Consider the following 24,945-nt stretch of genomic DNA (forward strand, 5'->3'; position numbering starts at 1 on the left):
GAGCGGGAGGGAAGACCTGTGACGGGGAACCGTTACTTGGTCTTCATGCCCTTGCCGACGTTGGGGTCGGCCTCGATCTTGCGCGTGATGAAGTACTGCTGGGCGATCGAGGTGATGTTGTTCACCACCCAGTAGATCACCAGGCCGGCCGGGAACCACAGGAAGAAGAAGGTGAAGACCACCGGCAACAGCTTCATGATCTTCGCCTGGGTCGGGTCCGGCGGCGTCGGGTTGAGCAGCTGCTGCACGAACATCGAGGCGCCCATCAGGATCGGCAGCACGAAGAACGGATCCTTCACCGACAGATCCTGGATCCAGAACATGAAGGGGGCGTGGCGCAGCTCCACAGACTCGAGCAGCATCCAGTACAGGGCGATGAACACCGGCATCTGTACCAGGATCGGCAGGCAGCCGCCCAGAGGATTGATCTTCTCCTTCTGGTAGAACTTCATCATCTCCTGGGACATCTTCTGGCGATCGTCGCCGTACTGCTCCTTGAGCCGCTGCATCTCCGGGCCGAGCTTGCGCATCCGTGCCATGGACTTGTAGGCCTTGGCGGAGAGCGGGAGCAGGGCGGCCTTGACCAGCAGGGTCAGGATGACGATCGACCAGCCCCAGTTGCCGATCACGTTCTGGATGTGATCCAGCAGCCAGAACAGCGGGTTGGCGATGAACCACAGCCAGCCGAAGTCGACGGTCAGTTCCAGGTGCGGGGCCACGGCCTCGAGGCGCTCCTGGATCTTGGGGCCCATGTAGAGGGTGGCGCCCAGGGTGGCGGAGCCGCCCGCGGCCACGTTTTCGGTCGCGCCGGCGAAGGCGGCCACGTTGCGGTTCTGGGAGTCGGTGGTGGCGTAGTAGAGGTTCTGCTGGTCCTGGGGCGGGGCCCAGGCGGAGGTGAAGTAGTGCTGGATCATGGCGACCCAGCCGCCTTCGACGTCGCGGTTCTCGAAGCTGCCTTTCTTGATCTCGTCGAAGTCGACCTTCAGGTACCTGTCGTCCGGCGTCGAGTAGGCGGCGCCCAGATAGGAACTCATGCCCATCTTGGGCCCGGTCGACGGGTCGGCGCTGTCGTCGCGGACCAGCTGACCGATGAAGCGCGCGGTGAGCGGTGTCTCGCTCTGGTTGTCCAGCAGGTAGTCGACCTTCACCGCGTAGCTGTCGCGATCGAAGGTGAAGCGCTTGATGACGTCCACGCCGTCGACGCTGGCGGAGAGATCCACCTGCAGCGCGTCTTCGCCCTCGGTGAGACGGTATTCGGTCTGTTCGGAAGCGAAGGTCAGGCGGCCCTGATGACCTTCCAGCTGCAGGCCGGAGCGGGCCACGTAGCTACGCGTCTGGTCGTTGGACAGCAGCACGAAGGGCTGTCCGGAATCGAGCGCGAACTGGTGCTGGGGCAGGGCGGCGTAGACGATGTCGCCGCCCTGCGGATCGATGCGCACGTCCAGCACGTCGGTGGAGACGGCCACCAGGTCACGGCTGTTGCCGGACGGTGCCTGACCGGGAATGTTGCCGGCCATGTCGTCGGGTGCCGTGTTCCGGGTCGGTACCGAGAGGTCGTCACCGCCGGCGTCCGGGGAAGAGGACGTCGGATTCTCGCTGGTGATGGTCGGGGCCTGGGGGGCGGTGGCCACCTGACCGTAATCCTGATTCCACTGCACGACGATCAGGTAGGCGAGGACCGCCAGGGGAATCAGCAGTAGTAGTCGTTTTACATCCATGAGGGGTCTGCTCGATGGGTGGTGAACAATCCGGTGGCGCGATGCCGCTCGCCGGCCCGACATACGCGAAAGCCTGCCGGGGGCAGGCTAGCGTTGGCTCGCCGAGCGTCCCTTGGGAACGCGACGAGGTCAAGCGGGATGGCGTCTGGCGTGATCACGCGCATGCAGGCTCCGGGCGGTGCCAACAGCGACGGGCAGTCGGCGTCATCGACGCTCTGCCTCAGGTGAGTCGCTCGTGGCCGCCTTGTTCGCTTCGCGTTCCAGACGTTTCCACATGCCGTGCAGCTGACGGTGGACGGTGGCGTTGTCCAGATCCTGAACGCCGCGTCTGGCGAGCAGCACGATATCCACAGGGGGAAGCCGGTGTTGGCGAAGACGAATGGAGTCGCGCGCGATGCGCTTGAGGCGGTTGCGGTCGACGGCCCGACGCACGTTCTTCTTGCTGAAGATCAGTCCGAGGCGGGGATGCCCCAGATCATTGGGGGAGGCCAGGGCCATCAATCCCTTGCCATGGACCTTGAAGGCAGCGGTGTCGAAGACGCGTCGGTAGTCCCCGGCAGTCAGCAGGCGCAGCTGCCGGGGAAAGCCCTGACTGGACACGCGAGGTCCGCGATCAGGCGCTCAGGCGCTTGCGGCCCTTGGCGCGACGACGCGCCAGGACGGCACGACCGTTCTTGGTGGCCATGCGAGCACGGAAACCATGCGCGCGCTTGCGCTTGAGAACGCTAGGTTGAAATGTGCGTTTCATAACTCGTTATTCCCACGTGGTTTTTGGAACAAATCGGCGATTCAGAGGCGCCCGGGTTCCGGTGGGGAATCCGGGTAGATTCGGCTCAGGACCGGAAATTGTAGTGATATCGGGCCTCGGGCGCAATTTTTCCTTGCGACTTTTCGACGGGTCGTTCTCTCGCGGGCCCTGGTGGATCCACTATCATTACTAGTATGGGGTTTCTATTACACCCTGTGATTATTGGTGGGGAAAAGATTTGTGGATAACCGATATATTTCCTTTCTCCTCAATAAACTGTGGATATCATAATCGTGTGGACACCCCGTTGGCGATCGGCGAGCAACCGGTGGATGAAGGGTGGATGGAATCTCGAGTCATCCACAGGGCCACTCACGTACTCAGATTCCTCGCAGGATCTTCCTACCTCCCCGGGCAGGTTTTCCACAGCGATGTCCGCAGGCGTCATCCATGTGGATAACCTGCGGGTGGCACGATACAATATCCGGTCGTTCTTCAACCGAATGGTGAGGTCGCGTGTCGCTCGCTCTCTGGCAACAATGTCTGGATACCCTGCAGGACGAACTGAGTTCCCAGCAGTTCAACACCTGGATTCGCCCATTGCAGGCGGAGGAAGGGGACGCCAACCAGCTGCGGCTGCTGGCCCCCAATCGCTTCGTGCGCGACTGGGTCAGTGACAAGTACGCCAAGCGGATCAGCGAACTCATGCGCGAACTGTCGCCGGCCAAGCCGCCCAAGGTGGTGGTGACCGTGGGCAGTCGTCGTGTGGCGTCGCCGGCCCCGCAGACCCGCGAACTGGGCGACCCGGTCTCCGCCGCGCCTCGCGCCCCGGCGGTGCAGACGCCACCGCGTGGCGACGTGGCCGACGAGAGCGAGATCGACCAGCTGCGCGACGAGGGTGCGGAGGCGCCCCGCCGGCCTGGCAGCGAGCGCCAGGTACAGGTGGAAGGCAGCCTCAAGCACAACAGCGGCCTGAATCCGAGCTTCACCTTCGAGACCTTCGTCGAGGGCAAGTCCAACCAGCTGGCCCGGGCCGCCTCCCGCCAGGTCTCGGAGAATCCCGGCGGCGCCTACAACCCGCTGTTCCTCTATGGCGGCGTCGGCCTCGGCAAGACCCACTTGATGCATGCCGTCGGCAATGCCCTGGCCGGTCGACGCGAGAACGCGCGGGTGGTCTATCTGCACTCCGAGCGCTTCGTCGCCGACATGGTCAAGGCGCTGCAGCTCAATGCGATCAACGACTTCAAGCGCTTCTATCGCAGCGTCGATGCGCTGCTGATCGATGACATCCAGTTCTTCGCCGGCAAGGAGCGCTCCCAGGAGGAGTTCTTCCACACCTTCAACGCCCTGCTGGAGGGCGGCCAGCAGATGATCCTGACCTCGGATCGCTATCCCAAGGAGATCAGCGGCGTCGAGGAGCGCCTCAAATCGCGCTTCGGCTGGGGTCTGACGGTGGCCATCGAGCCGCCGGAGCTCGAGACCCGGGTGGCGATCCTGATGAAGAAGGCCGACCAGGCCAAGGTCGATCTGCCCCACGACGCTGCCTTCTTCATCGCCCAGAAGATCCGCTCCAACGTCCGCGAGCTGGAGGGCGCCCTGAAGAAGGTCATCGCCGACTCCCACTTCATGGGGCGGCCGATCACCCAGGACTTCATCCGCGAATCGCTCAAGGACCTGCTGGCCCTGCAGGACAAGCAGGTCGGGGTCGACAACATCCAGCGCACCGTCGCCGAGTACTACAAGATCAAGCTCGCCGATCTGCTCTCCAAGCGGCGTTCACGCTCGGTGGCACGCCCCCGCCAGGTCGCCATGGCCCTGGCCAAGGAGCTGACCAACCACAGCCTGCCGGAGATCGGCGATGCCTTCGGCGGGCGCGACCACACCACCGTGCTGCATGCCTGCCGCAAGGTGCAGGCGCTTCAGGAAGAGAACGCGGACATCCGCGAGGACTACAAGAATCTGCTGCGTCTGCTGACCAGCTGATTGCCCGAATGCGAAGGGCCGGGCCCGGCCTCAATTCCTCCAGGACAAGAGAAGTGGAGTCGACATGAAATTTTCCATCTCCCGTGAAGCGCTGCTGCGCCCGCTGGCGCTGGTCGCCGGCGTGGTGGAGCGTCGCCAGACCCTGCCGGTGCTGTCTAACGTGCTGATCCAGGTCGAGCAGGACCAGGTCTCGCTGACCGGTACCGACCTCGAGGTCGAGCTGATCGGGCGCACCGTGGCCAGCCAGGTCGAACAGCCGGGCGGCATCACCGTGCCGGCGCGCAAGCTGATGGACATCTGCAAGTCGCTGCCGGACCAGTCCGAGATCCAGCTGTCGCTGGAAGAGGGGCGGGCGGTGCTGCGCAGCGGCCGCTCGCGCTTCACGCTCTCGACTCTGCCGGTGGCCGAATTCCCGAGCATCGAGGACGGCCAGAGCAGCGTCGAGCTGAGCCTGCCCCGCGGCACCCTCAAGCACCTCATCGACTCCACCTCCTTCGCCATGGCGCAGCAGGACGTGCGCTACTACCTCAACGGCATGCTGCTGGAGTTCGCCAGCAACCTGGTGCGCGCGGTGTCCACCGACGGCCACCGCCTGGCGGTCTGCTCGCGCCCGGCCGAGATTCAGGTCGAGCCGTCGCAGAAGTTGATCGTGCCGCGCAAGGGCATTCTCGAGCTGGTACGCCTGCTCGACGACAGCGACGAGCCGGTCAGCCTGACCCTCGGCGCCACCCATATCCGCGCCCACACCGGCGACTTCACCTTCACCTCCAAGCTGGTGGACGGCAAGTTCCCCGACTACGAGCGCGTCGTGCCGCGCAACGGCGACAAGGTGTTCATCGCCGAGCGTTCCGAGCTGCGTCAGGTACTGTCGCGTACCGCCATTCTCTCCAACGAGAAGTATCGCGGCGTGCGCCTCAATCTGGAGGAGGGCAACCTGCGGGTCATGGCCAACAACCCCGAGCAGGAAGAAGCCGAGGAGAACGTGGCCATCGAATACTCCGGGCCGGCCATGGAGATCGGCTTCAACGTCGGCTACCTGGTGGACGTGCTCAACGTGCTCGACCAGGAGCGGGTGCAGATGACCCTGGCCGATCCCAACAGCAGTGCGCTGATGGAAGAGACGGGCGGCGGCGACGCCCTCTACGTCGTCATGCCCATGCGTCTCTGACGGGATGCCACTCGATCGTCTCGCCTTCCAGGGCCTGCGCAACCTGCAGGCCCTGGAGCTCACGCCCGGGCCGGGCATCAATCTCTTCGCGGGCGCCAACGGCAGCGGCAAGACCAGCCTGCTCGAGGGCATCCACGTGCTCGGTATGGGGCGCTCCTTCCGCACGCGCCGCTTGCCCAATGCCATCGCCCACGATGCCGAGAGCCTGACCCTCCACGCCCGCCTGGCGGGCGATCCCCCGGTGCCGCTCGGCGTGCGCCGCCGCCGCGATGCCGAGGAGCTCGAGCTGCGGCTGGGCGGCGAGCGCCTGGACCGCCTCTCGGGGCTGGTCGAGGTGCTGCCGCTGCAGCTGATCAATCCTGACGCCTTCCGCCTGCTCGAGGGCTCGCCGGCCGGTCGCCGCGAGTTTCTCGACTGGGGCGTGTTTCACGTGAAACACGATTTCCTCGACGCCTGGCGGCGCTATCGTCGCGCCCTCAAGCATCGGAATGCCCTGCTCAGGCATGGTAGAATGCACGATGCTTCACTGGATGCCTGGGAGCAGGAACTGGTGCTGTGGGGCGAGCGACTGGACACCCTGCGCCGTGACTGGATGGCGGACTTTCAGCCGGTGTTCAGCGAGACCCTGGCCGGGTTGATCGAGCTGCCGGGCCTGACCCTGCGCTATTCGCGGGGCTGGGATCGCAAGCGCTCCCTGGCCGAGGTGCTGCAGCAGGGGCGGGACACCGATCGCCAGATGGGATTCACGCAGCAGGGGCCGCAGCGGGCCGACCTGGGTATCCGCCTCGACCGACGGCCGGCCGTGGAGGTGCTTTCACGGGGCCAGCAGAAACTGGTGGTGAGCGCCCTGAAGCTGGCCCAGGGGCGTCTGCTGGAGCAGGCCACGGGCCAGTCCTGCGTCTATCTGATCGACGATCTTCCCGCCGAGCTGGACGAAGCGCACCGCCGGGTCTTCTGCGCCTGGCTGGAGCAGATGCGCTGCCAGGCTTTCATCACCAGTGTCGACCCGGAGGCGCTGGCCGGCGCCTGGGATTCGCGGACGCCGGTGGCGATGTTTCACGTGAAACGCACCGAATCGGGGCAGGGGCAGCTGCTGCCAACGGACAGACAGACTTCATGACGGAGTAGTCAATGAGCGAACAGGCTTACGACTCATCGAGCATCAAGGTTCTCAAGGGCCTGGATGCGGTACGCAAGCGGCCCGGCATGTACATCGGCGACACCGACGATGGCACAGGCCTGCACCACATGGTGTTCGAGCTGGTGGACAACTCCATCGATGAGGCCCTGGCCGGCTATTGCAGCGAGATCCGGGTGATCATCCATCCGGACGAGTCGATCACGGTCAGCGACAACGGCCGCGGCATTCCGACCGACGTGCACGAGGAGGAGGGTGTGTCGGCGGCCGAGGTGATCATGACCGTGCTTCACGCCGGCGGCAAGTTCGACGACAACTCCTACAAGGTTTCCGGTGGCCTGCACGGCGTCGGGGTCTCGGTGGTCAACGCGCTCTCCGAAGAGCTCAAGCTGACCATCTGGCGCAACGAGCAGGTCCACGAGCAGGTCTACCGTCACGGCGTACCCGTGGCGCCGTTGTCGGTGGTCGGCAAGACCGAGCAGAGCGGCAGCCGAGTGCACTTCAAGCCCTCGCCCGAGACCTTCCACAACATCGAATTCCACTACGATGTGCTGGCCAAGCGGTTGCGCGAGCTGTCCTTCCTCAACTCCGGCGTCGCCATCCGGCTGATGGACGAGCGCTCCGGCAAGGAAGAGCTGTTCCACTACGAGGGCGGCCTCAAGGCGTTCGTCGACCACCTGAACACCAACAAGACGGTGCTCAACCCGGTCTTCCACTTCAACGTCGAGCGCGAGGACGGCGTCGGCGTCGAGATCGCCATGCAGTGGAACGACACCTTCGCCGAGAACATCTTCTGCTATACCAACAACATCCCCCAGCGGGATGGCGGCACCCACTTGGCCGGCTTCCGCGCCTCGCTGACGCGCACGCTGAACCACTACATCGAGGCCGAGGGCCTGCTCAAGAAGGCCAAGGTCAGCACCTCCGGCGACGACGCCCGGGAGGGTCTGACCGCGATCATCTCGGTCAAGGTGCCGGACCCGAAGTTCTCCTCCCAGACCAAGGACAAGCTGGTCTCGTCCGAGGTGAAGACCGCGGTGGAGCAGGAGATGGGCCGGCAGTTCGCCGAGTACCTGGTCGAGAAGCCGAACGAGGCCAAGTCCATCGTCAACAAGATGCTGGACGCGGCTCGCGCCCGCGAGGCGGCCCGAAAGGCCCGCGACATGACTCGCCGCAAGGGGGCGCTGGACATCGCCGGCCTGCCCGGCAAGCTGGCCGACTGCCAGGAGAAGGACCCGGGCCTCTCCGAGCTGTTCCTGGTCGAGGGCGACTCGGCCGGCGGCAGCGCCAAGCAGGGCCGCGACCGTCGTACCCAGGCGATCCTGCCGCTCAAGGGCAAGATTCTCAACGTCGAGAAGGCGCGCTTCGACAAGATGCTGTCCTCGGCCGAGGTCGGCACCCTGATCACCGCGCTCGGCTGCGGTATCGGGCGCGAGGAGTTCAATCCCGACAAGCTGCGCTACCATTCCATCATCATCATGACCGATGCGGACGTGGACGGCTCGCACATCCGGACCCTGCTGCTGACCTTCTTCTTCCGCCAGATGTCGCAGCTGATCGAGCGCGGTCACGTGTTCATCGCCCAGCCGCCGCTCTACAAGATCAAGCGCGGCAAGCAGGAGAGCTACCTCAAGGACGAACAGGCGCTCACCGACTACCTGACCACCACCGCCCTGGACGGCGCACGCCTGCACGTGAGTGCCGATGCCCCGGGGATCGGCGGTGAGCACCTGCAGTCGCTGGTGGATCAGTATCGTGACGTGATGCGTCGCATCGAGCGCCTGTCGCGGGTCTATCCGGACGTGGTACTGCGCAAGATCGTCCACGCCGCCCGCGTCGAGGGTGAAGAGAGCCTGCGCGATCGTGCCGCCATGCAGGGCTGGATCGACTACCTGCAGCGCGAGATGGATGCCCTGGTCGACTACGAGGGCGGCCCGCGCTATAGCTTCCGCCTGGAAGAGGACAGCGAGCGTGGCTTCTACCTGCCGGCGGTGACCCTGCTCGCCCACGGCGTCACCACCGACTTCGTGTGGGGCGTCGACTTCTTCACCAGCGCCGACTACCGCGCCATCGCCGGCCTCGGTGAGACGCTGGACGGTCTGGTCGAGGAGGGTGCCTTCGTGGCCCGCGGCGAGCGTCAGCAGCCGATCGGCAGCTTCTACGACGCCCTGGAGTGGCTGATGAACGAGGCCCAGCGTGGCCTGTCCATCCAGCGCTACAAGGGCCTGGGCGAGATGAACCCGGAGCAGCTGTGGGAGACCACCATGGATCCCGAGACGCGCCGCCTGCTGCGCGTGTCCATCGAGGATGCCGTGGCCGCCGACATGATGTTCAACACTCTGATGGGTGACGAGGTCGAGCCGCGCCGCGACTTCATCGAGCGCAACGCCCTGGTGGCCAACCTGGATATCTGATCGCCCGGTTCGATGTTTCACGTGAAACATCGCTAGCGCCGAGCTACAAGAAAACCCCGAAGGCTCAGCCTCCGGGGTTTTTCTTTTTGCTCTGGGCGATTCCAGGCTGTCGACTTGCAGCTTACGGTTGTCGTTCGAGCAGCCAGTCCACGAAGCTGGCCAGATCGTCGAACACCTGGGTTCGATCGTCGCCGGACCGCTCGGGGTGCCTGGCGAGGGTGCGCTCACCCTTGCCGGTGCGCACCAGCACCGGTCGGCAGCCGACTGCTTCGCCGGCTTCCAGGTCGCGCAGGCTGTCGCCGACCATCCAGCTGCCTGCGAGGCTGTCGATCCCGAGCTCGGTGCCCAGTCGTTCCAGCAGCCCTGGCAGCGGCTTGCGGCAGTCGCAGCCATCGTCGGGCCCGTGAGGGCAGTGCACGATGTGGGCGATCTCGCCACCGGCCGCGGCGACGAGCGCATTCAGGCGCTCGTGCATCGCGGCCAGCGTCGTCTCGTCGTAGTAACCGCGGGCGATACCCGACTGGTTGGTGGCCACCGCGACCGTCCAGCCCGCTCGGGAAAGTCGGGCGATGGCGTCGATGGCCTGGGGGTAGGGCAGGAACTCGTCGAGCGACTTCACGTAGTCGTCGGAATCCTGATTGATCACGCCATCCCGGTCGAGGATGACTAACTGGGCGGCAGGCTTCTCGGCACGCGGCATGACGGCTCCGGGCAGGATGGATCGGAAGCGGAAGTGTTTCACGTGAAACAGGCGATGCCAAGCAGGCGGGACTTGGAGAAGTGAGCGGGTCGCGCCCTGGCTGGATGAGTGTTCCACGTGAAACATCGGCGACCGGTGAGAGGTAACAGGTAAGAGGAGTAGCGAGAGAGGAGATAGTAGCGATTAGCGGGGGAGAGGGGAGAGGAAACCGGTAATCGGTGTCGGCGCGGTGATCGGAGCGATGTTCCACATGAAACATCGGCACAAAAAGAAGGGCCGGCGAGTCGCCTCGCCGGCCCTTTCACGTCGCTGGCTCCGCTTAGTGCTGGAGCTCAGCGATGTCCGCGACCTCGAGGAACAGCGCCTGGAGGCTGGCCAGCAGGGCCAGGCGGTTGCGCTTCACCGCCTCGTCATCGGCCATCACCATGACGTCGTCGAAGAAGCGGTCGACCGGCTCGCGCAGGGTCGCCAGCACGTCCAGGGCATCGCTGTAGCGTGCCTCGGCGAACAGCGGGGCGACCTTCTGGTGGCAGCCGCTCAGCGCCTCGGCCAGGGCCTTCTCGGCGTCTTCCTGCAGCAGGCCGGCGTCGACCTCGACGGCCACGTCGCCGCCCTGCTTGGCGAGGATGTTGGAGACCCGCTTGTTGGCGGCGGCCAGGGCCGCGGCTTCCTCGCGGCGCGCGAAGGCGTTCACCGCCTGCAGGCGACGAGCGAAGTCCAGCGGCTTGGTGACCGGACGGGCGCGCACGGCCAGGTAGACCTCGGCGCCGATGCCTTCGTCCTGGGCCCAGGCGCGGAAGCGGTCGAGCATGTAGGCCAGCACCTCGTCGACAAGGCCGTCGGCGTAGGGCAGTTCCTGATGCTGGGCGGCGGCCAGTTCGAGCAGCTCGCGCAGGTCGAGGTCCAGCTCGCCCTGGATCAGGATGTTCAGCACGCCGATGGAAGCGCGGCGCAGGGCGAACGGGTCCTTGGTGCCGGTGGGGCGCTGGCCGATGCCGAAGATGCCGGTCAGGGTGTCGAGGCGGTCGGCCAGGGCCAGGGCCTGGCCGGCGCGGGTCTGCGGGATGGCGTCGCCGGCGAAGCGCGGCAGGTACTGCTCCTCGAGTGCCTGGGCGACCTCGGCGTCTTCGCCGTCATGGGTGGCGTAGTAGCGGCCCATGATGCCCTGCAGCTCGGGGAACTCCAGCACCATCTCGGTGACCAGGTCGCACTTGGCCAGCTCGGCGGCGCGGCGAGCCTGGTGCACGTCGCCGTCGATGCGGCCGGCGATGAAGGCGGCCACGGCGGCGTTGCGGTGGGACTTGTCGCCCAGCGAGCCGAGCTTCTGCTGGAAGACCACGTTGGCGAGGCCCTCGACGCGGGCGGCCAGCGGCTGCTGGCGGTCGGTCTCGTAGAAGAAGGCGGCATCGGCCAGGCGCGGGTGGATCACCTTCTCGTTGCCGCGGATCACCTGCTCCGGCTCGGCGCTGTCGATGTTGGAGATGGTGATGAAGCCGGGCTTGAGATTGCCCTCGGCGTCCAGCAGGTGGAAGTACTTCTGGTTGGCCTTCATGGAGGAGACCAGGCACTCGGCTGGCACCTCGAGGAAACGCTCGTCGAAGCCGCCGGCCAGGGCGACCGGCCATTCCACCAGGCCGCTGACCTCGACCAGCAGCTCCTCGTCGATCACCGCCTGGGCCTCCTGGACCTCGGCCTCGGCCAGCACCTGCTCGCGGATGCGCTCGCGGCGCTTGTCGCGGTCGGCCAGCACCCAGGCCTGCTCCAGCGCCTCGAGGTAGTCGTCGGCGTGGGCCAGCTCGAGCGGCTCGGGGGCGTGGTAGCGATGGCCGCGGGTGGTGCGGCCGGAGCTCAGGCCGAGGGCGCTGGCCTCGACGACGTCGCTGCCGTAGAGCATCACCAGCCAGTGGGCGGGACGGGAGAACTCGATGCGCGAGGCGCCCCAGCGCATATTTTTCGGCACCGGCAGGCCGGCGATGGCCTTCTCGACGATGGCGGGCAGCAGGGCGGTGGTGGCCTCGCCCTGCTGCTGCTCGCGGTAGCCGAGCCAGGTGCCCTTGTCGGTTTCGAGGTGGATCAGCTGGTCGACCTCGACACCGCAGGAGCGGGCGAAGCCCTGGGCGGCCTTGGTCGGCTCGCCGTCCTTGAAGGCGGCGGCCAGCGCGGGGCCGCGGCGCTCGACCTCACGGTCCGGCTGCTTGTCGGCAAGCGCCTCGACGCGCACGGCCAGGCGGCGCGGGGAGCCGTAGGCGGTCACCTCGCCGTGGGCGATATCGGCGTCGGCCAGCCCGCGGGACACGCCCTCGGCCAGGGCATCGGAGAGTTTGTCGATCGCGCCCGGCGGCAGTTCCTCGACGCCCAGTTCGACCAGAAAGCTATCGGCTGCCATCTCAAGCGTCTCCTTCGGCAAGCAGTTCGCGGCGCAGGGCTTCGGGGGCCAGCGGGAAGCCGGCGGCCTTGCGCGATTCGTAGTAGGCGTGGGCCACGTCACGGGCCATGGTGCGCACGCGCAGGATGTAGCGCTGGCGTTCGGTCACCGAGATGGCGTGACGGGCGTCGAGCAGGTTGAAGGTGTGCGAGGCCTTGAGCACCTGCTCGTAGGCGGGCAGCGGCAGGCCGGCCTCGATCAGCTTGCTGCATTCGCCTTCCTGATGATCGAAGGCGGCGAACAGCGCCGGCACGTCGGCGTGCTCGAAGTTGTAGGTCGACTGCTCGCGCTCGTTCTGCAGGAAGACGTCGCCGTAGGTGACCCTGGTGCCGTCGGGGGCGACGGTCCACACCAGGTCGTAGACGCTGTCGACGTCCTGGACGTACATGGCGATGCGCTCGATGCCGTAGGTCAGCTCGCCGGTGACCGGGTAGCACTCCAGGCCGCCGGCCTGCTGGAAGTAGGTGAACTGGGTCACCTCCATGCCGTTGAGCCACACTTCCCAGCCCAGGCCCCAGGCGCCGAGGGTGGGGGATTCCCAGTTGTCTTCGACGAAACGGATGTCGTGAACCAGCGGGTCGAGGCCGAGACGCTTGAGCGAGCCCAGATAGAGCTCCTGGAGATTGGCCGGGGACGGCTTCATCACCACCTGGAACTGGTAGTAGTGCTGCAGGCGGTTGGGGTTCTCCCCGTAGCGGCCGTCGGTGGGACGGCGGGAAGGCTGCACGTAGGCGGCATTCCAGGTCTCGGGACCGATGGAGCGCAGGAAGGTCGCCGGGTGGAAGGTCCCGGCGCCGACCTCCATGTCCAGGGGCTGAAGGACCACGCAGCCCTGTTCGGCCCAGTACTGCTGCAGGGCCAGGATCAGGCCCTGGAAGGTTGTCACGTCTGGCGTCGACTGTGTCATTGCGGAAGCACCGTTGGCCATGAATTCACGAGCGGTCAAGTATACAATCACGGGCAGATCGGTTATAGGCGCAGCCCGGAATACCTGGGTTACAGGGCTGCGGGAAATCGCGAGGGGCGCCGGGGACAGCTCGCAGAGGAGGTCCTACGCCAGGGGTGAGGAGGATTCCTCCGAACGGGCTGGCCATGGATGGCCAGCACCGGCCCTGCAAGTGGCGCAGGATGCAAGAACGCCGCAGGGCGTCGGTAGCGCCCAGGGAAGGGGTCACAGCACCTCCTCGGAGAGCTGTCGCCGGATCAGCCCCGTTCGGAGGCACCCGGCTTGCCCGCTAGTGCCCGCATAGAGAGGAATCCCCATGATCGTAGTGACAGGCGGAGCCGGCTTCATCGGCTCGAATCTGGTCAAGGCACTCAACGAGCGCGGCCGCAACGACGTGCTGGTGGTCGACGACCTGAGCGACGGCACCAAGTTCGTCAATCTGGCCGACTGCACCCTCGGCGACTACCTGGACAAGGACGACTTCCTGGCCCGGGTGAAGGCCGCCCTCAACGGCGAGGCCTCGCACCTGCCGCCCATCGAGGCGATCTTCCACGAGGGCGCCTGCTCCGACACCACGGAGTGGGATGGCCGCTTCATGCTCGAGAACAACTTCGAGTATTCCAAGGAGCTGCTGCACTTCTGCCAGCTCAAGGGCATTCCCTTCATCTACGCCTCCTCCGCGGCTACCTACGGCGGCAGCGAGGTGTTCCGCGAGGAGCCCGAGCACGAGAAGCCGCTCAACGTCTACGGCTACTCCAAGCTGCTGTTCGACCAGTACGTGCGCGCCCGCCACGACGAATTCGAGAGCCAGGTGGTCGGCTTCCGCTACTTCAACGTCTACGGCCCCCGCGAGCAGCACAAGGGCAAGATGGCCAGCGTCGCCTACCACCACCACACCCAGATCAGCGGCGGCCAGGACCTCAAGCTGTTCGGCGCCTGGGACGGCTACGAGGCCGGCATGCAGAGCCGCGACTTCATCTACGTCGGCGACGTGGTCGACGTGAACCTGTGGTTCCTCGACCATCCCGAGGCCTCCGGCATCTTCAACCTCGGTACCGGCCGTGCCGAGCCGTTCAAGGCGATCGGCGAGGCGGTGGTCGACTACTACGGCAAGGGCAAGATCGAGTACATCGACTTCCCCGACGAGCTCAAGGGCCGCTACCAGAGCTACACCCGGGCCGACATCGCGCGGCTGCGCGAGGCCGGCTACGACCGCGAGTTCCATACCGTCGCCGAAGGCGTGAAGGCCTATCTGGAGTGGCTGAATGCCTGACCCGGGCGAGCGCATCCTGGTCGTCGGCCCGTCCTGGGTCGGCGACATGGTCATGGCCCAGAGCCTGTTCAAGACGCTCAAGGAACGCGACCCGGCGGCGACCATCGGCGTGGTGGCGCCGGCCTGGTCGCGGCCTATCCTCGAGCGGATGGAAGAGGTCGACGAGGTGGCCGCGCTGGAAGTCGGCCACGGCGAGTTCGGCTGGGCCGCGCGGCGCAGGCTGGCGGCCTCGCTGCGCGGGCGCTTCGACCGCGCCATCGTGCTGCCGCGCTCCTGGAAGTCGGCGCTGGTGCCCTTCCTGGCGCGCATCCCGCGGCGCGTCGGCTTCCACGGCGAGCAGCGCTACGGGCTGCTCAACGAGCGTCGCCGCCTCGACAAGGCCGTGCTCGACCAGACCGTGAAGCGCTTCGTGTCGCTGGGGCTGCCGGCCGGCGAGGCGGCACAGGGCGACTTCCCGGTCCCGCGCCCGGCGCTGCAGCGTGACGATGCCAATCTGGCATCGCTGCACGCCTCGCTCGGTATCGGGAGCCGCCCGGCCATCGCCATGATGCCCGGTGCCGAGTACGGCCCCGCCAAGCAGTGGCCGCTCGAGTACTTCCGCCGCCTGGCCGAGGCGCTGATCGCCGAGGGCTTCGAGGTGCGGGTGATGGGCGGCCCCAAGGACGAACCCGCCGGCGAGACCATCGCCGGCGGGCTCGAGCATGCGCATAACCTGTGCGGCAAGACGCGGCTGGCCGACGCGGTGGACCTGCTCGCCGACTGTCGCCAGGCGGTGACCAACGACTCGGGGCTGATGCACGTGGCCGCCGCCGCGGGCACCCGCATCCAGGCGATCTACGGCTCCTCGTCGCCGGCCTATACGCCGCCGCTCACCGGCGACGCCGAGATTCACTACCTGGCGCTGGACTGCTCGCCCTGCTTCGAGCGCACCTGCCCGCTGGGTCACACCAACTGCCTCAAGCAGCAGCCGCCGGAGAGGGTCCTGTCGGCCATCCTGGCCGGCTAGGCAATGCTGAAAAGTGTCTGCGCTCGGCTATACGGCGTTAAAACTCAACTCAAAGTCCTCATTTACAGCTCGTAAACTCCGGCTTTTCGTTGATTTTTGCCTTGTCTAACCTTCGCTCGCCGACTTTTCAGGCAATGCCCGCGGCTCTTCGCCGGAATGTTCCGCCCGGACCGATGCCGGCTCCGGGCGGGGCAGGTCGAGCCCCTCCCACAGCCGGCGCTGCAGGGCGGTCTCTTCCTTGAGCCGGGCATTGATCGCCTCCAGCCCGTGGCGCTCGACCAGCGTCGGTTCCCGCGACAGCAGCGAGACGCCGAGCCCCGCGCGGTGGTGCGCGATGCGAAAGCCCATGGCCTCCAGCACGGTGGGCAGCACGTCGAGCGTCGACCCCTCGCGGTCGAGACGGCGCGGAATCAGGTCGTTGTGCAGCAGCATCAAGGTATTGGCGCGGGGGCCGGCGATCAGTTGCTCCCAGGCCGAGACGCGCATGGTCAGGTGATCGCTGGCGATCACCACCAGGGTGTTGGCCAGCAGCCCCTCGGCCTCCAGCCGTTCCACCAGCCGCTTGGCCAGCCAGGCCGAGCATTCCACCGCATAGAGGATGTCCTCGCCGTCGTGATCGCCCTGGCGCGCCTCGCAGGCCCGGGCCGGGTAGCCGGCGGGCGGATGGGTGCCGAGGCTGAGCGCGATCACGCCCCAGGGGCCGCCCTCCGCCTCGCGGCGGCGGATCTCCTCCCGGGTGAAGGCATAGAGGCTGTCGTCGTACAGCCCCCAGCTGTTGAGATAGTCGGGGTCCTCGAGCCGTGGGGCCAGGGTCTCGCGGCCGCGCACCCGCGTGACGCCGTGGCCGGTGTAGAAACGGCCCTTGCCGGCGAAGCGGGTGCTGGCGCCGCCGAGATAGCTCAGGGCATAGCCCTGGGCCGACAGCAGGTCGCCCAGGCAGTCGACGCCCGGCACGACCCGGTCCAGGGGCTCGAACTGGCTGTCATGCAGCAGTCCCGCCGGCATCAGCGGCGTGCCGCACTGGCTGGCGATCATCCCGGCCATGGTCCAGCCGGTGTTGTCGAGCTGGCGGATTCCCTCGAAGACCACGCCGCGTCGGCCCAGCTCGGCGAGTGGCCCGTAGGCGTCGCCGAAGCGTTCGCGGTCGGCATAGGTGCGTTCCAGGCTCTCCAGGTAGAGCACCAGCAGGTTGGGCGGATCGGCCGGCGCCGCCTGGATCACCGGCGGCACGTAGCGGCGATCCAGCCAGGCGCCGTCCTCGGTGACGAAGGCCATGCCGCGCTGGCCGAGCCCCAGCAGCATCGGATTGCCGAGCAGCAGTACCGCGGCCAGCAGGCGTTCATGGCGAGCCCAGCGGCCGTCGCGCCGCACCAGCCAGGTGAAGGCGGCCAGTACTGCCAGCATGGCGAGGGTATAGAGCACGGCGGCGACCAGCCGCTCGCCGCCGCCGTGATCGCTGATGCCGGCCTGCAGGTGGAAGAACACCGCCCCCAGGTCGACCTCGCCGAAGCTGTCGGCCAGATAGACGTAGATGCCCCACAGGCTCAGTGGCAGCAGCGACCAGGGCCAGCGGCGCCGCGGCATTGGTGCGGCCGCGTCCTCGCCCCAGCGCAGGCGATGGGCCAGCCACAGCCAGCCGGCGGCGATCGGCCACAGCGCCAGGGCCGGCAGCCGGGTCACGGTGACGGCGGCAAAGCCCAGGGCCACGCCGAGGGTCAGCAGTGCCCATCCGCGCGGCCGCTTCAGGCGGGCGGGGATGGCATCTTCAGCGTTCGTTCTGTTCCGCACGCTCGTTCTCGTAGAGCTCGTTGAGTTTGGCGTACTTCATGTAGGCGTGGAACGCCGTGGTCATGGCCACGGTGAAGCCGTCCGCGCCCTGGAAGAGGCCGCCCTTGAGGATCAGCTTGCGAAAGGTGGCGGTGGCCGCATGCAGTGCCGGCCGCACGGCCGAGGGCCGTTTGCCACGCTCCTTCATTGCCCAGGCATCGCGGCTGGAGAGCGCGTCGATGCGGCTGATCCAGTGTGACAGGTCACGATAGGTGAAGTGGCGAAGATGGGCGTCCAGATCCGTCACCGAAGGGGCCTGCACCGAGGAGTGCGCCTTCTTGGGCAGGTAGCCCGAGGTGGTGCGGTTGTAGAGCCGGGTGACCGGGTCGGGGTAGAAGCCCGCGGCGCGGATCCAGTGGCGGCCGGCAAAGTTGCGGCGCCTGAAGCGAAAGGCCTGCTGCGGATCGTCCAGCGCCAGGCCCTGGATCGCCGCGACGGCGTCGTCGTCGAGGCGCTCGTCGGCGTCCAGCGCCAGGATCCAGTCATGGGCGGCCTGGGGCACCGCGAAGGCCTTCTGCGGGCCGTCGCCGAGATAGGGCTGATGAATCACCCGGGCGCCGGCGGCCTCGGCGAGCGCCACGGTGTCGTCCTGGCTGCCGGAGTCGACGACGATCACCTCGTCGCAGACCCGATGCAGGGAGGCGATGCAGTCGGTGACGTTGTCGGCCTCGTTGAGCGTGATGATGATGCCGGAGATGGGCGTCATGGGCGGGTCTCGCTGATCGAAGGAGAGGTCAGGTGCGCGGCGATGGACTCGGCGGCGGCGGCCAGGTCGATGGCCGCCATGTCCGCCTCGTGGGCGCCCTCGGGCGGGCAGAAGGCCAGGCGCCGGGCCTCGGCGTTGCAGGTCTGCCAGCGTAGCGGCGTGGCCGAACGCCGCGCAGGATAGAAGCCGGCGGTGGGGCGGTCCAGGCAGGCGGCGACGTGCAGCGGTCCGGTGGAGCCGGCGATGAACAGGTCGGCGGCCACGAGGCTCCTGGCGAAGGCCTCGAGCCCCGGGCTCGGCGGCAGGCGCCGGGCCTCGAGTCCGGCCTCGCGCAGCGTCTCGCACAGGGCATCGGCGTTGTCGGTCTCCCCGGGGCCGGCGGTGATCACCCAGGCCGGCTTCTTGCCCGCCTCGTGCAGCCGGGCATCGACGTCGCGGGCCAGCCGCGCGTAGGCCTCGGGCGTGAGGTTGACCGCCGAGCCGCCGCTGCCGGGGTGAAGGAACAGCCACGGGCGGTCATCACCGAGCCCGGTAGCCTCGGCCACGAGTGCCCGCTGGCGGGCGTGCTCGCCATCATCCAGCGGCCAGCAGGGCGGCGCCGGCCGCGTCGGCACCGCGATGCCCAGCGCCTCGAGCAGCGCCTCGGCGAGCTCCAGGTTGTAGACGTACTCGGGTTTCTCCGAGCGCGACCTGCGCTGGGTGACGCGGCGGTTGTAGAATAGCTGGGCCCACTTGGTGGCCGGCGCCAGGCGCAGCGGAATGCCGGCGCGCCAGCCCAGCCAGCCGACGCGCGGCGTGGAGTAAAGCGTCAGCAGCGCATCGAAGCGCCCGGCCTTCAGCTCGGCCAGCAGTTCGCGTCGGCCCTCGCGGCCGGCGTTGCCGCCCGGGTCGAGGATCACCTCGTCGATCCACGGGCAGGCGCGGGCCAGCGGGGCGGTATAGCTCGGCACCAGCACGCTGACGTGGGGGCGCGGCGAGGCGGCCTTTAGGGCCGCCAGGGCCGGCCAGGCCAGCATGAAGTCGCCGAGCTTGTCGTTGCGAACCACCAGCAGGCGCGGCGGCCGTTGATCGGAGAAACTCGTCATGGGGCTCCCGAGCCCCGACACCGAATGGAGGATGCCTTGAGACCCAAGGTCATGCAGCTCTGCCTCTCGAACGGCTGGGGCGGACTGGAAATGTATCCTGCGCGGATTATACCCGAGCTGGCCCGCCAGGGGTGGGAGGCCCACGGCCTGGCGCTTGAAGGCTCGCGGGTGGCGGCGAGCCTCGAGGCCGCCGGCGTCACGCCGCTGACGGTGCCGTCCCGCGGCCAGGCGCTGTGGCGGGTCGGTCGCATACTGGCCTATCTCAAGGCCCACGGCATCGAGGTCATCCACTGCCATAAGTCCAGCGACCTGCGCCTGGGTGCGCTGCTGGCCACGCTGCGTCCGGGGCTCAGGCTGTTCTTCACCGACCACATGGGCGTCACCCGGCCCAAGCGCGACTTCTACCATCGCTGGGCCTACGGCCGGGTCACCCGGCTGTTCTCGATCAGCGAGGCGACCCGCGCCCGCAATCTCCGGGCTTTTCCGCTACCCGCCGAGCGCATCCGCCGGCTCTACCTCGGCATCGATCCTGCGCCCTACGTGGCCGACCTGGGCGATCACGAGCGCGCGACGCTGCGCGGCGAGCTGGGCGTGCCCGAGGGTGCGGTGGCGATCGGCCTGCCGGGGCGCATCACCCCGGGCAAGGGGCAGCGGGTGTGGGTCGAGGCGCTGGCGGCGCTCGCAGAAAACCGGCCCGATTCGGCCTGGCATGGCGTGATGATCGGCGGGCTGACGGCCGAGGAGGGCAGCAACGCGGCCTTCGTCGAGGCGCTGCGCGAGCGCGTCGAGACGCTGGGGCTCGGCTCGCGGCTCACTTTCGCCGGCTTCCGCGCCGACCTGCCGCGCTGCCTGCAGGCGCTGGACGTGGTCTGCACGCCGTCGCGCAACGAGGCCTTCGGGCTGACGGTGATCGAGGCCATGGCCGCCGGTCGGCCGGTGGTGGGCGCGTCGAGCGGAGCGATTCCGGAGCTGGTGAGTCCGGACACCGGGCGGCTGGCCGATCCCGAATCCCCCGAGGCCTGGGCCGCGGCCCTGGCCGAGCTGGTCGACGACGGCGCGCTGCGCGAGCGGCTCGGCGTGGCGGGCCGGGCGCGGGTGCTGGAGGATTTCACCTTGGCGCGCCACGTCGAGGCGCTGGTGGCGGAGTACGGTGCGTAGCAGATCCTAGTCGATGAGCGCCGGGGGTAAGGTGGAGCGAGGATTTTTTGCCAAGGAAGGCAAAAGTAGCTTACAGGGAGGTATTTACAGCGCCCTCGCGGAAGCTTGGGCGCCGGCAAAGCTCATCGCTAATCTTGAATAGAGTCATAGCCGCGACGGATGGCGTCCATGGCGGGGGCGGCGTCGAACTTGGCCAGCGAGCGGGCCAGCCGCTCGAGGTTGGCCTCCTGCCACTTGCCGGGCTGGCGCAGCCGGCAGCGGTCGAAGTCGATCAGCCACACGGCGTCGTCGCCGTCGACCAGCAGGTTGCGGGCGTTGAGGTCCACGTGGTCGAGGCCGGCGTTGTGGAAGCGGCGCACCGTGGCACCGACTCGGGCCAGCAGGGCCTCGTCGGCGTCATGGAGCCGTTCGGCCAGGGCGCGGGCGCCGTTCAGGCGCACGGTGATCAGGGCGGCCTCGTAGCTCGGGCCGTGGCGGGTCGTGACCGCCGCCACCGGCCGGGGCACCGGCAGGCCGAGCGAGAACAGGTGGCCGGTCAGGCGCAGTTCGCGGAAGGAACGGCTGCGTTCGGCGCCGGTCCACAGGTAGCGCGATTCGCTGACCCGGGCCACCAGGCCGCCGCGGCGATAGGGGCGCAGCACCCACTCGGCGTCGCCGGCGGCCAGGAACAGGCTGGCGCCGCGGCCGGGCGCCTCGCCGGTGACCAGGCCCTGCCGGCGCCAGTGGTCGGGATCGAAGGTCGACGGGCCGATTTGTGGCGCCCCATCGGCGTCACATAAACTGTCCGCATCATATAAAATGTAAACCTTTCCCGTTTGAAGCGTTGCCAATCGCATGAAGCATCCTCTGCCCGCCAGCCCCGCCCATATCGGCGTGCTGCGCCTTTCCGCCCTGGGCGATGTCTGTAACCTGGTTCCGACGATCCGCGCGCTGCAGCGTCAGTGGCCCGATGCGCGCATCACCTGGATCATCGGCAAGGGCGAGCACAGTCTACTGGCCGGCATGTCGGGGGTCGAGTTCGTCGTCTACGACAAGGCCACGGGCCTGGCGGGGATGCGCGAGCTGTGGCGGCAGCTTTCGGACACCCGCTTCGACGTGCTGCTGCACATGCAGCAGGCGCTGCGGGCCAGCGTGCTCTCCCTGGGCCTCAAGGCCGACCTGCGCGTCGGCTACGACAAGGCCCGTGCCAAGGATGCCCAGCACTGGTTCACCCACCGTCAGCTGGCGCCGCACCCCCGCGCCCATGTGCTCGAGTCGTTCCTCGACTTCGCCCGGCTGCTGGGCGTCGAGGATCTCTCGCTGGCATGGGACATGCCGATCCCCGACGCCGCCCGCGACGAGGCCGCGACGCTGACCGGCGACGCGCCCTATATCCTGATGAGCCCCTGCGCCAATCCGCGGCTGCGCAACTTCCGCAACTGGTCGGCGGAGGGCTACGCCAGCGTGGTCGAGCACGCCTGGGTCCAGCACGGCCTGAAGACGGTGCTGACCGGCGGCGGCAGCACCCAGGAGCGCGAGATGGGCAGCCGCATCCAGGCGCTGTCCCAGCCCGGCGCGGTGATCGACGCCATCGGCGGCTCCTCGCTCAAGGGCCTGCTGGCGCTGATCGACGGCGCCCGGGCGGTGGTGGCGCCGGACTCCGGTCCGGTGCACATGGCCAACGCCCTCGACACGCCGGTGGTCGGCCTGTTCGCCACCACCAACCCGGACCGGGCCGCGCCCTACTGCTGGCGCGAACACGTGGTGAACCGCTATCCCGATGCGGTGCGCCAGTTCCTGCACAAGGACCCCGAGACGCTGCCCTGGGGGCAGCGGGTCCGTCATCCCGACGCCATGTCGCTGATCCAGGCCGACGACGTCATTCGCCATCTCGAGGCGGTGCTGGACACCGCCGCGTCCCGTCAGGAAAGGGAGCCTTCCGATGAAGCTTGATCTGACCGCCCTGGAGCATTCCCGCCTGCTGGTGGTGGGCGACGTGATGCTCGACCGCTACTTCCATGGCGGCACCTCACGGATCTCGCCCGAGGCCCCGGTGCCGGTGGTGCGGGTCGAGGAGGCCGAGGATCGCCCCGGCGGCGCCGCCAACGTGGCGCTCAACATCGCCTCGCTGGGCGCGCGGGCGGCGCTGGCCGGCCTGGTCGGCGACGACGACAACGCCGACCTGCTGAGCCGACGCCTCGAGGATGCTGGTGTAAGCACTCACTTTGCCCGAAGCGCCGAGATTCCCACCATCACCAAGCTCCGGGTGATGAGCCGCAACCAGCAGCTGATCCGCCTCGACTTCGAGCAGAGCCTCGGCGACGTGGATACCGGCCCGCTGGCGGAGAAGGTCGAGACGGCCCTGGACGCCGCCGACCTGGTGATCCTCTCCGACTACGGCAAGGGCACCCTGGCCGACGTCCAGGGGCTGATCGGCCGCGTGCGGGCCGCCGGCAAGCGGGTGCTGGTCGATCCCAAGGGCAGCGACTTCCGCAAGTACCGCGGCGCCAGCGTGATCACCCCCAACCTGGCCGAGTTCGAGGCCGTCGCCGGCCCCTGCCCGGACGATGCCACCCTGTCCGAGCGCGGCGAGGCGCTGCGCGCCGAGCTGGAGCTCGAGGCGCTGCTGATCACCCGCAGCGAGAAGGGCATGACCCTGATCCGCGAGGGCCACGAGCCGCTTCACCTGCCGACCCGCGCCCGGGAGGTGTTCGACGTCACCGGCGCCGGCGATACCGTGATCGGTGTACTGGGCCTGGCGCTGGCCGCCGGCCATGGCTTCCCCGAGGCCATGACCCTGGCCAACCTGGCCGCCGGCCTGGTGGTCGCCAAGCCCGGCACCGCCACGCTGTCCGTGGCCGAGCTCTACACCGCCCTGCACGGCGACAAGCTGGCCGAGTTCGGCGTCATCGCCGAGGCGCCGCTGATCGAGGCGGTGCGCGCCGCCCAGGCCCGTGGCGAGCGGGTGGTGATGACCAACGGCTGCTTCGACATCCTCCACGCCGGCCACGTGGCCTACCTGGAGCACGCCCGCCGGCTCGGCGACCGCCTGATCGTGGCGGTCAACGACGACGCCTCCATCGGCCGGCTCAAGGGGCCCAAGCGGCCGATCAATCCGCTGGCCCGCCGCATGCAGGTGCTGGCCGGGCTGGGCGCGGTGGATTGGGTGGTGCCCTTCGCCGAGGACACCCCGCAGCGGCTGATCGAGGCGGTGCTCCCTGACGTGCTGGTCAAGGGCGGCGACTACCGCCCCGAGGACATCGCCGGCGGCGAGGCCGTGCGCGCGGCCGGCGGCGAGGTGCGGGTGCTGGGCTTCGAGGACGGCGTGTCCACCACGGCGATGATTTCCACCATCCTCGACCGCGAGGCCTGATGGCCGGCCATCCCTGGGTGCGGCGCGGCTACTCCGCCGCGCTGCTTGCGCTGTCGCCGCTGGTCTGGCGACGGGTGTGGAAGGAGAGCCTGCCCGGGCGCTCCCGCGCCGAGCGGCTGGGGCGCATCGCCGCCTCGCCCGAGGGCGCGGACAGCCTGTGGCTGCACTGCGCCTCGGTGGGCGAGGTGCAGGCCGCCCGGCCGCTGATCGAGGCCCTGGCGCGGCGTCATTCCGACCGCCGCCTGGTGATCACCACCATGACCGCCACCGGCGCCGAGCGCGCCCATGCCGTCGCCGAACGCCTGCAGGACGAGGCGGATGTAGCCGAAGTGAGTCATCACTTCGTACCGCTGGACTTCCCCGGCGCCGCGCGGCGTTTCCTCGAGCGTCTGCGCCCCGATCTGGCCATCTTCTTCGAGACCGAGCTGTGGCCCAACCTGCTGGCCGGCTGCGAGCGGCGGGGCATTCCGGTGGCGGTGGTCAACGGCCGGCTCTCGCCGCGGGCCTTCCAGGGCTATCGCCGCCTCGGCAGGCTGATGGCCGAGGCGCTGTCTCACGTCAGCTGGCTGGGGGCCAAGTCCGAGGCCGATGCCGAGCGCTTCCGGGCGCTGGGCATGGCGGCGGAGAAGGCCGAGGTGACCGGCTCGCTCAAATTCGATCTGGCCCGTGATGACAAGGCCATTGAGGTGAGTGAGCGCTTGCGAACCGGGTTCGGCAGGCGTCCGGTGTGGGTGGCGGGCTCCACCCACGAGGGCGAGGACGAGGCGCTGCTCGAGGCCCATGCGCGGTTGCGGGAGCGCTATCCCGAGGTGCTGCTGATCCTGGTGCCGCGCCATCCCCGGCGCTTCGAGGCGGCGGCGGAACTGTGCCGGGCCGAGGGCATGACGGTGGCCCGGCGCTCGCGGGACGAGGCGGTGACCGGCGAGACCGCGGTCTATCTGGGCGACACCATGGGCGAGCTGTCGGCGCTCTACGGCGCGGGCGATGCGGCCTTCGTCGGCGGCAGCCTGGTGCCGATCGGCGGCCACAACCTGCTGGAACCGGCCGCCATGGGCGTGCCGGTGCTGACCGGCCCCGAGCTCGCCAACTTCACCGACGTGGCCGAGGCGCTGCGCGAGCGCCAGGCGCTGGTGGAGGTCACCGATGCCGCGACGCTCGCCGATGAGCTCGTGCGCCTGTTTGGCGACGCGGCGGAGCGTGAACGTCTCGCCGCGGCCGGACATGCGGTGGTCGAGGCCAACCGTGGCGCCCTGAAGCGCACGCTGGAAGTCCTCGAACGGCTTCTTCAGACGAAGTAA

General features: G+C 68.2%; 20 protein-coding genes. 10 read left to right on the forward strand and 10 right to left on the reverse strand.

What is annotated here, in order from left to right:
• Nucleotides 1-32: 32 nt before the first annotated feature.
• From yidC to rpmH, 3 genes are all read right to left on the reverse strand, one after another.
• The gene (gene yidC, locus UN84_RS16580) at nucleotides 33-1,718 is read right to left on the reverse strand and encodes a membrane protein insertase YidC (RefSeq protein WP_035594564.1); all 1,686 of its coding nucleotides are present in this window, start codon (nucleotides 1,716-1,718) and stop codon (nucleotides 33-35) included.
• Nucleotides 1,719-1,922: 204 nt separating this feature from the next.
• Nucleotides 1,923-2,318 (reverse strand): ribonuclease P protein component, encoded by a 396-nt coding sequence (gene rnpA / locus UN84_RS16585; protein WP_082090861.1) that lies wholly within the window; start codon nucleotides 2,316-2,318, stop codon nucleotides 1,923-1,925.
• A gap of 13 nt (nucleotides 2,319-2,331) precedes the next feature.
• Nucleotides 2,332-2,466, reverse strand: coding sequence for a 50S ribosomal protein L34 (rpmH, locus tag UN84_RS16590; RefSeq protein WP_008959105.1), 135 nt, complete (start codon nucleotides 2,464-2,466; stop codon nucleotides 2,332-2,334).
• Between the two features lie 516 nt (nucleotides 2,467-2,982).
• Here rpmH and dnaA point away from each other — a divergent pair.
• From dnaA to gyrB, 4 genes are all read left to right on the forward strand, one after another.
• The gene (gene dnaA, locus UN84_RS16595) at nucleotides 2,983-4,449 is read left to right on the forward strand and encodes a chromosomal replication initiator protein DnaA (protein WP_046078887.1); all 1,467 of its coding nucleotides are present in this window, start codon (nucleotides 2,983-2,985) and stop codon (nucleotides 4,447-4,449) included.
• A gap of 64 nt (nucleotides 4,450-4,513) precedes the next feature.
• A complete protein-coding gene (gene dnaN / locus UN84_RS16600) occupies nucleotides 4,514-5,617 on the forward strand; it encodes a DNA polymerase III subunit beta (RefSeq protein WP_035594570.1) in 1,104 nt (367 codons plus the stop codon).
• A gap of 4 nt (nucleotides 5,618-5,621) precedes the next feature.
• On the forward strand, nucleotides 5,622-6,737 hold the full coding sequence (recF, locus tag UN84_RS16605) for a DNA replication/repair protein RecF (protein WP_046078888.1): 1,116 nt from the start codon (nucleotides 5,622-5,624) through the stop codon (nucleotides 6,735-6,737).
• Nucleotides 6,738-6,748: 11 nt separating this feature from the next.
• Entirely contained in the window at nucleotides 6,749-9,169 is a 2,421-nt protein-coding gene (gyrB, locus tag UN84_RS16610; RefSeq protein WP_046078889.1) for a DNA topoisomerase (ATP-hydrolyzing) subunit B, read from the forward strand.
• A gap of 121 nt (nucleotides 9,170-9,290) precedes the next feature.
• On the opposite strand, the gene gmhB is transcribed toward gyrB, so the two are convergent.
• From gmhB to glyQ, 3 genes are all read right to left on the reverse strand, one after another.
• Nucleotides 9,291-9,869: a D-glycero-beta-D-manno-heptose 1,7-bisphosphate 7-phosphatase gene (gene gmhB / locus UN84_RS16615; RefSeq protein WP_046078890.1), complete on the reverse strand. Its 579-nt coding sequence runs from the start codon at nucleotides 9,867-9,869 to the stop codon at nucleotides 9,291-9,293.
• Nucleotides 9,870-10,188: 319 nt separating this feature from the next.
• Nucleotides 10,189-12,255 carry a glycine--tRNA ligase subunit beta gene (gene glyS / locus UN84_RS16620; protein WP_173835029.1) on the reverse strand — a complete coding sequence of 689 codons (2,067 nt, stop codon included), beginning with the start codon at nucleotides 12,253-12,255 and terminating at the stop codon, nucleotides 10,189-10,191.
• A gap of 1 nt (nucleotide 12,256) precedes the next feature.
• Nucleotides 12,257-13,201 (reverse strand): glycine--tRNA ligase subunit alpha, encoded by a 945-nt coding sequence (gene glyQ, locus UN84_RS16625; protein WP_107181048.1) that lies wholly within the window; start codon nucleotides 13,199-13,201, stop codon nucleotides 12,257-12,259.
• Nucleotides 13,202-13,556: 355 nt separating this feature from the next.
• Between glyQ and rfaD the strand changes: the two genes are divergently transcribed.
• Both rfaD and waaF read left to right on the forward strand, forming a co-directional pair.
• A complete protein-coding gene (rfaD, locus tag UN84_RS16630) occupies nucleotides 13,557-14,513 on the forward strand; it encodes an ADP-glyceromanno-heptose 6-epimerase (RefSeq protein WP_046078892.1) in 957 nt (318 codons plus the stop codon).
• Nucleotides 14,506-15,519 (forward strand): lipopolysaccharide heptosyltransferase II, encoded by a 1,014-nt coding sequence (waaF, locus tag UN84_RS16635; protein ID WP_046078893.1) that lies wholly within the window; start codon nucleotides 14,506-14,508, stop codon nucleotides 15,517-15,519. Before rfaD ends, waaF begins: the two co-directional genes overlap by 8 nt.
• 105 nt (nucleotides 15,520-15,624) lie before the next feature.
• On the opposite strand, the gene UN84_RS16640 is transcribed toward waaF, so the two are convergent.
• The 3 genes from UN84_RS16640 to UN84_RS16650 are packed head-to-tail and all read right to left on the reverse strand — an operon-like array spanning nucleotide 15,625 to nucleotide 19,137.
• Nucleotides 15,625-17,307: a sulfatase-like hydrolase/transferase gene (locus UN84_RS16640; protein ID WP_442908399.1), complete on the reverse strand. Its 1,683-nt coding sequence runs from the start codon at nucleotides 17,305-17,307 to the stop codon at nucleotides 15,625-15,627.
• Nucleotides 17,285-18,052, reverse strand: a complete 768-nt coding sequence (locus tag UN84_RS16645) for a glycosyltransferase family 2 protein (RefSeq protein WP_046078894.1) — start codon at nucleotides 18,050-18,052, stop codon at nucleotides 17,285-17,287. The genes UN84_RS16640 and UN84_RS16645 overlap by 23 nt, the downstream gene beginning before the upstream one ends.
• On the reverse strand, nucleotides 18,049-19,137 hold the full coding sequence (locus UN84_RS16650) for a glycosyltransferase family 9 protein (protein WP_046078895.1): 1,089 nt from the start codon (nucleotides 19,135-19,137) through the stop codon (nucleotides 18,049-18,051). The genes UN84_RS16645 and UN84_RS16650 overlap by 4 nt, the downstream gene beginning before the upstream one ends.
• A 36-nt stretch (nucleotides 19,138-19,173) precedes the next feature.
• On the opposite strand from UN84_RS16650, the gene UN84_RS16655 reads away from it, so the two are divergent.
• Entirely contained in the window at nucleotides 19,174-20,295 is a 1,122-nt protein-coding gene (locus UN84_RS16655; protein ID WP_237022333.1) for a glycosyltransferase family 4 protein, read from the forward strand.
• 128 nt (nucleotides 20,296-20,423) lie between these two features.
• Here the strand turns inward: UN84_RS16655 and UN84_RS16660 are convergent, their stop codons facing one another.
• Nucleotides 20,424-21,131: a 3-deoxy-D-manno-octulosonic acid kinase gene (locus tag UN84_RS16660; protein ID WP_046078897.1), complete on the reverse strand. Its 708-nt coding sequence runs from the start codon at nucleotides 21,129-21,131 to the stop codon at nucleotides 20,424-20,426.
• On the opposite strand from UN84_RS16660, the gene UN84_RS16665 reads away from it, so the two are divergent.
• The 3 genes from UN84_RS16665 to waaA are packed head-to-tail and all read left to right on the forward strand — an operon-like array spanning nucleotide 21,130 to nucleotide 24,945.
• On the forward strand, nucleotides 21,130-22,227 hold the full coding sequence (locus UN84_RS16665) for a glycosyltransferase family 9 protein (protein ID WP_046078898.1): 1,098 nt from the start codon (nucleotides 21,130-21,132) through the stop codon (nucleotides 22,225-22,227). The genes UN84_RS16660 and UN84_RS16665 overlap by 2 nt on opposite strands.
• Nucleotides 22,217-23,647, forward strand: a complete 1,431-nt coding sequence (hldE, locus tag UN84_RS16670) for a bifunctional D-glycero-beta-D-manno-heptose-7-phosphate kinase/D-glycero-beta-D-manno-heptose 1-phosphate adenylyltransferase HldE (protein ID WP_046078899.1) — start codon at nucleotides 22,217-22,219, stop codon at nucleotides 23,645-23,647. Before UN84_RS16665 ends, hldE begins: the two co-directional genes overlap by 11 nt.
• Nucleotides 23,647-24,945: a lipid IV(A) 3-deoxy-D-manno-octulosonic acid transferase gene (gene waaA / locus UN84_RS16675; RefSeq protein WP_046078900.1), complete on the forward strand. Its 1,299-nt coding sequence runs from the start codon at nucleotides 23,647-23,649 to the stop codon at nucleotides 24,943-24,945. The genes hldE and waaA overlap by 1 nt, the downstream gene beginning before the upstream one ends.

It is taken from the genome of Halomonas sp. HG01 (assembly GCF_000968715.2).
GTDB lineage: Bacteria > Pseudomonadota > Gammaproteobacteria > Pseudomonadales > Halomonadaceae > Halomonas > Halomonas halophila.

What these genes read in the sequence shown, in the direction of transcription:
- yidC (WP_035594564.1), bottom strand. Translation starts at nt 1,718, where the DNA reads ATGGATGTAAAACGACTACTACTGCTGATTCCCCTGGCGGTCCTCGCC.
- rpmH (WP_008959105.1), bottom strand. Translation starts at nt 2,466, where the DNA reads ATGAAACGCACATTTCAACCTAGCGTTCTCAAGCGCAAGCGCGCGCAT.
- dnaN (WP_035594570.1), top strand. Translation starts at nt 4,514, where the DNA reads ATGAAATTTTCCATCTCCCGTGAAGCGCTGCTGCGCCCGCTGGCGCTG.
- recF (WP_046078888.1), top strand. Translation starts at nt 5,622, where the DNA reads ATGCCACTCGATCGTCTCGCCTTCCAGGGCCTGCGCAACCTGCAGGCC.
- gyrB (WP_046078889.1), top strand. Translation starts at nt 6,749, where the DNA reads ATGAGCGAACAGGCTTACGACTCATCGAGCATCAAGGTTCTCAAGGGC.
- gmhB (WP_046078890.1), bottom strand. Translation starts at nt 9,869, where the DNA reads ATGCCGCGTGCCGAGAAGCCTGCCGCCCAGTTAGTCATCCTCGACCGG.
- glyS (WP_173835029.1), bottom strand. Translation starts at nt 12,255, where the DNA reads ATGGCAGCCGATAGCTTTCTGGTCGAACTGGGCGTCGAGGAACTGCCG.
- glyQ (WP_107181048.1), bottom strand. Translation starts at nt 13,201, where the DNA reads ATGACACAGTCGACGCCAGACGTGACAACCTTCCAGGGCCTGATCCTG.
- rfaD (WP_046078892.1), top strand. Translation starts at nt 13,557, where the DNA reads ATGATCGTAGTGACAGGCGGAGCCGGCTTCATCGGCTCGAATCTGGTC.
- waaF (WP_046078893.1), top strand. Translation starts at nt 14,506, where the DNA reads ATGCCTGACCCGGGCGAGCGCATCCTGGTCGTCGGCCCGTCCTGGGTC.
- UN84_RS16645 (WP_046078894.1), bottom strand. Translation starts at nt 18,052, where the DNA reads ATGACGCCCATCTCCGGCATCATCATCACGCTCAACGAGGCCGACAAC.
- UN84_RS16650 (WP_046078895.1), bottom strand. Translation starts at nt 19,137, where the DNA reads ATGACGAGTTTCTCCGATCAACGGCCGCCGCGCCTGCTGGTGGTTCGC.
- UN84_RS16665 (WP_046078898.1), top strand. Translation starts at nt 21,130, where the DNA reads ATGAAGCATCCTCTGCCCGCCAGCCCCGCCCATATCGGCGTGCTGCGC.
- UN84_RS16660 (WP_046078897.1), bottom strand. Translation starts at nt 21,131, where the DNA reads ATGCGATTGGCAACGCTTCAAACGGGAAAGGTTTACATTTTATATGAT.
- hldE (WP_046078899.1), top strand. Translation starts at nt 22,217, where the DNA reads ATGAAGCTTGATCTGACCGCCCTGGAGCATTCCCGCCTGCTGGTGGTG.
- waaA (WP_046078900.1), top strand. Translation starts at nt 23,647, where the DNA reads ATGGCCGGCCATCCCTGGGTGCGGCGCGGCTACTCCGCCGCGCTGCTT.